Here is a 9341-nt window from a genome sequence, read left to right on the forward strand (position 1 = left end):
CAATGGCAGAAAACATTGCCTGACTTGTATTTGCAAGTTTTTCAGCTTCTTTTGTAATTTGAACCTGATCTTCCAAATTTAAATTTGTTTCTACAAGCTGTTGAACAGTTGCTGATAGTTCATTTGTTCTGTTTTGTACATTCTCTTCCAGTTTTTGAGTATATTCTTGTAGTTTTATGTTGTTTTTTTGAAGTGTAATATTTGAAGTATGTTGCTCTATGGCTACGCTTGCTAATTGAGTGATATCAGCAATTAACTGTAATTCATGGTCATTAGGATTTCTAGGTACACTACTATAAACAGCTAATACACCCAAAACAGTATTTGTTGAGGAATAGATTGGAAAAGACCAACATGATTTTAAGTTATGTTTTAAGGCATTATTTTTAAAATTTTTCCATAACGGATCATTAGCAATGTTGGTTACAATTACATCTTTTTTTAAATAGGCAGCGGTACCACAAGATCCTGTTTTTGATCCTATTGCAAGACCTTCTATTGATTTTTTATAGTTGTTTGGTAAATTAACACTGGATAAGTTGTGTAATGTTTTTTTCTCATTGTTAAGTAGTAACATAGATGGAATGCTATTGCTTAAATTGTTTTTCAGTGTTTTTACTATTTCATCTCCAATTTGTTTAATAGGTTTATTTTGGGTAATCATTTCCAAAATTTTTCTTATTTGGTCTTTAAGAATCAGGGCTTTTTTCCGTGCAGTTACATCTTTTTGAACTCCAATAAAATGCGTTGGTTTTCCTGTATTTGAAAAAATTGGAGTAATGTTAAGTTCATTCCAAAACATTGAGCCATCTTTACGGTAATTACGCAATACAACCTGACATGGTTTACCTTCTTCAATAGCAGATTTCATAATCAAAATTTCTTTTTGATCTCGGTCATCATTTTGTAAAAAGCGGCAGTTTTTACCAATAATTTCATCTTTGGAATAACCTGTAAGTTCGGAAAAGGATTTATTACAGTAAATTATTGGAGCATCCTCTTTTTTTGCATCTACAATAATAATACCGTTCATTGCAAATTCTAAGGCTTTGTTACGGATGCTTAAGAGTTCTTCTATTTCTTTATTTTTAGTAATATCACGTGCTATTGTTAGTATTTTGTTATCTTCTAAAGGAACCATTCGGGTTTCATATTTTACAATACTATTGTTAGCTAGAAGGGATAGTTCCAGAACTTCCATTTTTTTTGTCTTAAGAACTTTTGAGAGTGCTTCTGTAAGTTTTTGGCTGCCTTTTTTTGGCAATAATGTTTTAATGTTTTTACCTAAAAGGTCTTCTTTAGGAGTAAATAATACGGAAGAATCTGATTCGTGAATTTCTAAAACACTACCTTTTTCACTAAGCACAAAAATTAAATCGGGTAAAGCTTGTAATATGGCCGTTTTTTTAGCTTCGCTTTGTTTTAATTCTTTTTCTAATTTTTTTTGATTGGTAATATCTCTTACAATTGATAAAATTTTATGATTATTTAAAAGTACAATTCGGGATTCATGCATTTCTGCTTTTCCCTTGTTATTAATTTCAAAATTCTCAATTTGAATTTGTTTTGTTTTTAAAGCGCGTTGATGTGCTTTTTTAATTTTTTTAAACAATTTATTGGGTAAAATATCAACCATATTTTTACCAATAATTTCATTTTTAGGAACAATTAACATTTCAGGCTGGTTTGCATAAACATCTAAAAAATCTCCTTTAAGGTCTTGAATAAGCATAATATCGGGAATTGCCTCTAAAAGTGCTTTGTTTTTGGCTTCGTTTGCTCTTAATTTTTCTTCAGTTTGTTTTTTTTCTGTAATGTCTAAAATAAACCCTTCAATACCCAATAAGTTTCCTTGGTCATCAAAAATTCCTTTCCCTTGTTCCCAAACATTCTTTAGGTTTCTGTTTTTATGTTGAATACGATATTCTATATTAAAAGTTGTTTTTTTTGCAAGTGCCTTTTGTAGTTCTTCCCACACAAAATCTTTATCATCTGGTACAATTATATTTCCAAATTTTATTTTTTTTGAAATAAACTGTTCAGGTTTATAACCAGTTATAGTGAAACATCCTCTACTCATGTATTCTGTTGTCCGGTCTTTGTCATTTTTACTTCTGTAAGCTAACCCTGGTAAATTACTAATTAAAGCATCAAATTTTCTGTTGCTCTCAGTTAGTTCTATAGTTGTTTTTTTTAATTCGGTTACATCTTGCAAAGTTCCCATTATATAAATAGGTTCCCCATTTTTATTATAAATAGCCTTTCCTTTGCTAATAGTATGTTTAATATTTCCTTTTTGTGTTACAATACGGTTTTCACATTCAAAGGGTTGATGATTTTTTATTGCCTTTGTTACTTTTGTAATAGCTTCTTCTTTGTCGTCCGGATGAATAAATTGGGTTACATTGTCCGGATTTAACCGTTCATCATTTGGTTCTAAATCATAAATTTTATAAAATTCACCAGACCAGTCTTTTTCATTGGTTTGTAAATTCCAAAACCAACTTCCAATATGAGCTATATTCTGGGTTTCTTCAATATGTTTTTTGTTAGCTATAAGTGTTTCTGTTTTAAGTTTACTAGTGGTTAAATCCGTTACAAACAGTATAATTTGAGTTCCCTTATTAATTTGAGTTATTTCGGATTTTAAAATAAGAGGAAATTGTAATCCGCTTTTTTTAAATCCATAACTATTGAAGCTTGTTTTTGAAGTTTTTTTTGAATTCAGTTTAATGGCATCAATATCAATTGGAGAAATAATAATACTTACATTCTTTTGAAGTATTTCATTCTTAGAATAACCAAATATTTGTGTACTTGAGCTATTGATTTTTTGAATAATTCCATCACTGTTTAAAATCAAAATACCCTCTGAAGCAAGATCGAAAATCTGTTTAAAAAGTTCCATATCTTTTAAAGCCTATTTAAACCAGTAAGATAGTCAATTTTCATCAATAATTCATCTGTTCGCTCTAGTTTTTGAAATTTAACTTGTTGTAATTCAGGTGAATATTGAACATGGTTTAAAAAATGTTTATTACAATGATATAAATCATTTTTTAACCTTAAATAGAGCTTTTTTTACTATTTAAACTGAGGAATATCATTATAGTTTTACCAATATTAAAATACTTTTACTAAAAGAGTATTATAATGAATATTGGCTTGGTACTTTCTGGAGGTGGAGTTAGAGGAATAGCACACATTGGAGCCATACAAGCATTAGAAGAAAATAACATTATACCTACTTATATTGCTGGCACAAGCGCAGGTGCAATTGTGGGTGCTTTATATGCAAATGGGTATAGTTGCGATAAAATGATGCAGTTTTTTAATAGTGTACAAATTTTTTCTTTAAGTAAATATGCCATTAATAAACCAGGTTTTATAGATACTGAAAAATTTTATAATGATTTTAAATCTTATTTTCCAACAGATAATTTTGATAATCTAAATAAAAAACTTTTTGTAACTGCAACAAATTTATTAAGTGGACAATTAAAAGTTTTTAGCAAAGGAGAATTAATAAAACCAATTTTAGCTTCGGCAGCATTTCCTGGTGTGTTTACTCCTGTTAAAATTAATGAAGAATATTATATAGATGGTGGTATTTTAAACAATTTTCCAGTAGACTTAATCTCATCATATTGTAATAAACTTATTGGAGTTTATGTAAATTCTTTTGAAACTATAAATAATAATAATACTTTAAAACATTCGTATAATGTTGTAGAACGCGCCTTAAAAATTAAAAGTGCAAATGATTCAATTAAAAAATTTAAAGCTTGTGATATAATTATTTCACCAAAAGATTTAAGTAATTATAGTACTTTTTATATGAATAATTTTGATGAAATATTTAAACTAGGATATGATGCAACAATTAATGTTTTAGAAACTAAACAAGGAATTCAATTTTTAAAATCCAATCTATAAACTCATATCCTTTATAATTTTCCTGTTTTTTAATCCTGATATTTAGGATAATCGGTTAATCCTTTTTCGCCTGTATCTGAATAAAAAGTAGCAACATCCCAATCTGCTAACGGGGCATCTTTTTCAAATCGTTCTGCTAAATCCGGATTCGAAATAAATAATTTGCCATAAGCTACCAAATCTGCTAAATTATCTTTAATAATTTTATTTCCTTTTTCTTGATCAAAATTACTGTTAATTATAAGAGTTCCATTGTATAAAGGTCTAAAATGTTTTGCAATGTTTTTAACTGCATATTTTACTTTAGAAACATCTGTAAAAGGTTCAGATAAATGTACGTAGGCTAAATTATAATCGTTTAATTTTTTTATTACGTATTCAAATAACGGAATTGTTTCTTTATCAATATCAATTCCATGGGAATTATGCATCGACGGATTAAAACGAACACCAACGCGGTTTTGAGGAAAAACTTGACTAATTTCATCTAAAACTTCAAAGAAAAAACGTGCCCTATTTTCAATACTTCCACCATAATTATCAGTTCTTTTGTTAGAACTATTATTAAAAAACTGATGAAATAAATATCCGTTTGAAGAATGAATTTCTAAACCATCAAACCCTGCTTTTTTCGTATTAATTGCCGCTTGTTTAAAATCTTCAATAGTAGTTTTAATATCTTCTAAAGTCATTTCCTTAGGAGTTACAGTATCTTTAAACCCATTTGGAGTAAAACTTTTAGAATTCGGATTTAAAGCGCTTGGTGCTAAAGGTAATTCACCGTTATGAAAATCTGGATGCGAAACTCTACCAACATGCCATAGTTGAATGAATATTTTACCTCCTTCTTTATGCACAGCATCTGTAACGGCCTTCCATCCTTTTACTTGAGCTTCAGAATAAATTCCAGGTGTATTTACATAACCAACAGCACGTTTAGAAATTTGTGAACCTTCAGAAATTATAAGTCCTGCGCTTGCACGTTGTTTGTAATATTTTTCATGTAATTTGGTTGGAGCATTTTCTTTATTATTAGCTCTGGAACGCGTCATGGGTGCAATTACCAGTCTGTTTTTTAGGAGTAAATCTCCCATTTTATAACTAGTAAGTAATGGTTGAATTTTAGACATTTTCTTTAAAATTTTAATGCTCGTAAAGTTAAGAAAAAGGGTGATTAGATAAAAATCATTTTAGCCTTATGATTTTTATCTTATTATTATTTCAAAATCTTGAGGAGTATCATTTTAATATGCATTACTAGTAATTAGTTTTACACAAAATAAATTATTGTTTAATTAAAAAATCTTTTATTATGAAAACTGATAGTGAAATTAAAGAGGATGTTCTTGATGAATTAATGTGGCAACCTAATGTAGACGAAACACAAATAGGCGTTATTGTTGAAAAAGGGGTGGTAACACTTACGGGTATTGTAGATACCTATGCTAAAAAAGTGGCTGCAGAAAAAGCTGTAAAAAATGTAGTAGGTGTTAAAGCAGTTGCTGATGATATTGAAGTTAAGTACGGCGATGCTTATAAAAAAACGGATAAAGAAATTGCAAAAGCTGTTGTAAATGCCTTAAGTTGGAATGCTTCTGTTCCAGATGACAAAGTTGAAATTGAAGTGCGAGATGGTTGGGTGTATTTATCTGGAGAATTACAATGGTTTTATCAAAAAGATGCAGCCAGAAAAGCTGCTGAAAATTTATTGGGTGTAAAAAAAGTGGTTAATAATATTACTTTAAAACAAGCCATTGAACCTTCTGAAATTAAAAATAAAATTTCCAAAGCTTTTGGACGTTTGGCAGATTTAGATGCACAAAATATTAAAGTTGAAGTAGATGGACATAAAGTTAAGCTAAAAGGTAAAGTACATTCTTATGCAGAAAAAGAAGAGGCACGAAGAACTGCATACTTTGCTCCAGGAGTTTATGAAGTAGAAAATGAATTGGAAATAATTCATTAGTTGTAAGTTTGAATTAATAAAAAAAATATCTGGGTATTAAAACTCTGATATTTTTTTATTAATACAATTTGAAACTTCGACTGCAAAACTAAAAGGGTAAGTAATGTTTTAAAGATTACTTTGGTTATTTCTCAGGTAAAGAATTCTAACACGTCACTATTAATGGAATTTTGTGAAATGAAACGCATGTTTACTTTTTGTACAAAAAAACACCATTCTAAATAGTGTTTTAAATGCTATTTAAAATGGTGCAATCTTTTCCAACAATTTTTATTTTTTTGCTGAATTAAGAAATCTCAATCATTTTTGGCGTTTTCTTTTTAGCTTCTTCTTTTTTTGCCAAGTTGAATTTTAAAATACCATTTTTGTAGGTAGCTTTTATTTTTTCATTAACAATAGAATCTGGTAATTCTAAAGATCTTTCAAAAGAATTATAGCTAAACTCTTTTCTTGTGTAATTTTCGTCTTTTTCTTCCTTTTTTTCAGTTTTTTCAGCTGAAATATTTAGACATCCATTATCAATAGAAACTTTGAAATCTTTTTTGTCAAAGCCAGGAGCTGCTAATTCAATTTCGAATTCTTCTTTTTTTTCTTTAATATTTAAAGCTGGTTCACCAGCTCTTTTTAACCAAAATCGGTCATTAAAAAAATCGTCAGTATTAAAAAAATCTGAAGTGATTAGATTGTTCCAAGGATTTCTCTTTTTTAAATTAATTAGTGACATAGTATTATTTTTTAAGTTAAACTTTTAAACTTTCAATTATCCAAATTTAGTGGTGTCAACTATTTTATAAAATGATGCGAATCAATTGACGTTTTTTTTTAATTGATATAAGTAAGAATTAAAAAAGGAAAGTATGGAATCATCTTTAAATTACTGATAATAATCAATTTTGTAAAAGAATTAATTTTTATAAACAAAAGTTATTTTCACGGTGTTTGTTGTGGAAATATGTAAATTAGTATCTTATATTTACAACTAGTTTAAAAAGTTGTTTCATCTTTATTTTTTGTTAAAAAACCAATTTATAAAAGTTGGTTTTAGACAACCTAAAATAGTTTGTATCTTTAATTTTAAAAAAAACATATTTAATAGTGTCTAAGAACTTATAATTTATGAAAAAATTAATTAATTATTTACTTCAAGGTGTATTGTATATTGCACCATTAGGAATAACGGCTTATATTATTTATGCAGTTTTTATGTTTATGGATGGTTTATCACAAAAGTTAATAGCCAACTTTTTTGATGTAAAAATTCCAGGTTTAGGTGTACTTTCTTTATTATTATTTTTAATTATTGTTGGTTTTATAGGGAGAACTATTATAGCAGAACCATTAAAAATTGTTTTTAAAAAGATAATTGATAGTATTCCATTATTAAAATTTGTTTACACTGCTTTAAACGATTTATTTTCGGCATTTGTAGGCAAAGAAAAGAAATTCAGTAAACCGGTTTTAGTAAAAGTTAATACTATTTCAGATTTAGAAAAACTTGGTTTTATTACCGAAGAAAATCTTGAAATTTTAGATGAATTAGATAAAGTTGCAGTGTATTTTCCGCATTCGTATAATTTTTCAGGTGAATTATTTATAGTTCCTAAAAAAAATATTAAACCTTTAAATGTAAACTCAAGTCAGGTTATGAAATTTATTGTTTCAGCAGGTTTAACTGGTTGGGATAAAGAAGAAAAATAAAAAGCAATTACCAGTTACCAAATACAAACTAAAAATGAAAAAGGAAACTCAAATAAAATGTCCAAATTGTGGAACTTCAATAGATGTTCAAGATATTTTATCGCATCAATTAGAAGAAGAAATAAAACAGAAATACCAATCGAGAATTGCAGCTGAAAAGCAAAAATATCAAGCAAATTTAGAAACCTTAAATAAAGCGAAAGAAGCTTTTGAAGAAAAGAAAAAGCAAGAAAACGAATTGTTTAAAAGTCGTTTAGAGGCGCAAATAAAAGAAGAAAAAAAGGTTATAGAGGCAAAATTGAAATCAAAATTAATTGAGGAACAATCGGAACAATTTAGTGCTTTACAAAAAGAATTGAACGAAAAATCAGAGCAAATAAAGGAACTAAATCGTACCAAAGCCGAAATAGAAAAATTAAAACGCGAAAAGGCAGAATTAAAGGAGATTGCTGAAGCTGAAGCCCAAAAAAAGTTAAGTGAAACTTTATTAACTGAAAGAGAAAAAATTAAAAAATCTGAAGCCGATAAAAACGAACTGCGTTTTAAAGAATTACAAATGCAATTGGAAGCTCAAAAAAAACTTACCGAAGAAATGAAGCGTAAGCAAGACCAAGGGTCTATGCAAATGCAAGGAGAAGTACAGGAATTGGCAATTGAAGAATGGTTGGCGGCCAAATTTCCGTTAGACACAATAGAAGAAATAAAGAAAGGTGCCAGGGGAGGAGATTGTATTCAAATTGTGCATACACGAACCGAGCAAAATTGTGGTTCTATTTATTACGAAAGTAAGCGAACTAAAGATTTTCAACCAAGTTGGATAGAAAAATTTAAAGCAGATATTAGAGATAAAGGTGCAAATATTGGTGTGCTGGTTACGGAAGTTATGCCATCTGATATGGATAGATTTGGACTAAGAGAGGGGATTTGGATTTGTAACTACGATGAATTTAAAGGACTTTGTACTGTTTTAAGAGAATCTATTATTAAAATTAATAACGCCATAAGTACACAAGAAAACAAGGGTGATAAAATGGATATGTTGTACGATTTTCTAACTAGTAACACCTTTAGAATGCAAATAGAAGCTATTGTTGAAGGTTTTACCCAAATGAAATCTGACTTGGAAAGCGAAAAGCGTTCTATGCAACGTATTTGGAAACAGCGCGATAAGCAAATAGAAAAAGTTGTTACCAATACTATAGATATGTACGGTTCTATTAAGGGAATTGCAGGGAACGCTATTCAATCTGTAAAAGCGCTGGAATTGCCAGGAAGTGAAGAAGATGAGCAGCAACTTTTAGAGTAAAATATTCTTTTAAATACAACTATTTGTAATACAACAGAACCTCAATTTTTTGGTAAAAAACCAATTTATTGAGGTTTATTTTTTTAATTTTAATATATTTAAAACAAATATGAGTTTGAGAAAAGAGCAAACTATTTTTTATTCATATTTTAAATACGTGGCAACTTCAATTTTTACTTCGCTCCAGGTTTTAGAAATTCCATCACTTCCAGTGTGTAATTCTTTACAAACTTCATTTAACGATTCAATTGCAGTTTGTGCTTGCCAATTATCTAAATCCATTAAAGCTTCCAAAGTAACCATTTGATCGCTAATTATAAATGTAATTGGTAGCGCTTGTGTAATACCATTCATAACAATATCAACAGTTCCAGATGTTTCATTATTTACATGTATGGTTCCAGAAATTAAAGGTGTGTTTTTTAAAGCACCAAA

The 9341-nt window shown here is 28.6% G+C and carries 7 protein-coding genes and 1 pseudogene; 4 read left to right on the forward strand and 4 right to left on the reverse strand.

Going from position 1 to position 9341, the window contains the following annotated elements; genetic code table 11:
- The coding region (locus AB1Z17_RS04690) for a PAS domain S-box protein (RefSeq protein WP_368050638.1) at positions 1-2908 on the reverse strand (2908 nt) is incomplete at its 3' end.
- 245 nt (positions 2909-3153) lie between these two features.
- Here AB1Z17_RS04690 and AB1Z17_RS04695 point away from each other — a divergent pair.
- Entirely contained in the window at positions 3154-3936 is a 783-nt protein-coding gene (locus tag AB1Z17_RS04695) for a patatin-like phospholipase family protein (protein ID WP_368050639.1), read from the forward strand.
- Between the two features lie 29 nt (positions 3937-3965).
- On the opposite strand, the gene AB1Z17_RS04700 is transcribed toward AB1Z17_RS04695, so the two are convergent.
- The gene (locus AB1Z17_RS04700; RefSeq protein ID WP_368050640.1) at positions 3966-5066 is read right to left on the reverse strand and encodes an alkene reductase; all 1101 of its coding nucleotides are present in this window, start codon (positions 5064-5066) and stop codon (positions 3966-3968) included.
- 182 nt (positions 5067-5248) lie between these two features.
- Here AB1Z17_RS04700 and AB1Z17_RS04705 point away from each other — a divergent pair, with 182 nt between their 5' ends.
- Positions 5249-5902 carry a BON domain-containing protein gene (locus AB1Z17_RS04705; RefSeq protein ID WP_368050641.1) on the forward strand — a complete coding sequence of 218 codons (654 nt, stop codon included), beginning with the start codon at positions 5249-5251 and terminating at the stop codon, positions 5900-5902.
- Between the two features lie 286 nt (positions 5903-6188).
- On the opposite strand, the gene AB1Z17_RS04710 is transcribed toward AB1Z17_RS04705, so the two are convergent.
- Positions 6189-6626 (reverse strand): Hsp20/alpha crystallin family protein, encoded by a 438-nt coding sequence (locus tag AB1Z17_RS04710; protein WP_368050642.1) that lies wholly within the window; start codon positions 6624-6626, stop codon positions 6189-6191.
- 392 nt (positions 6627-7018) lie between these two features.
- Between AB1Z17_RS04710 and AB1Z17_RS04715 the strand changes: the two genes are divergently transcribed.
- Positions 7019-7600, forward strand: a complete 582-nt coding sequence (locus AB1Z17_RS04715) for a DUF502 domain-containing protein (RefSeq protein ID WP_368050643.1) — start codon at positions 7019-7021, stop codon at positions 7598-7600.
- A gap of 34 nt (positions 7601-7634) precedes the next feature.
- A complete protein-coding gene (locus AB1Z17_RS04720) occupies positions 7635-8906 on the forward strand; it encodes a DUF2130 domain-containing protein (protein WP_368050644.1) in 1272 nt (423 codons plus the stop codon).
- 138 nt (positions 8907-9044) lie between these two features.
- Here the strand turns inward: AB1Z17_RS04720 and AB1Z17_RS04725 are convergent.
- A pseudogene (locus tag AB1Z17_RS04725) lies at positions 9045-9341 on the reverse strand (hypothetical protein); the annotation flags it as partial.

Source organism: Lutibacter sp., assembly GCF_040883305.1.
GTDB lineage: Bacteria > Bacteroidota > Bacteroidia > Flavobacteriales > Flavobacteriaceae > Lutibacter.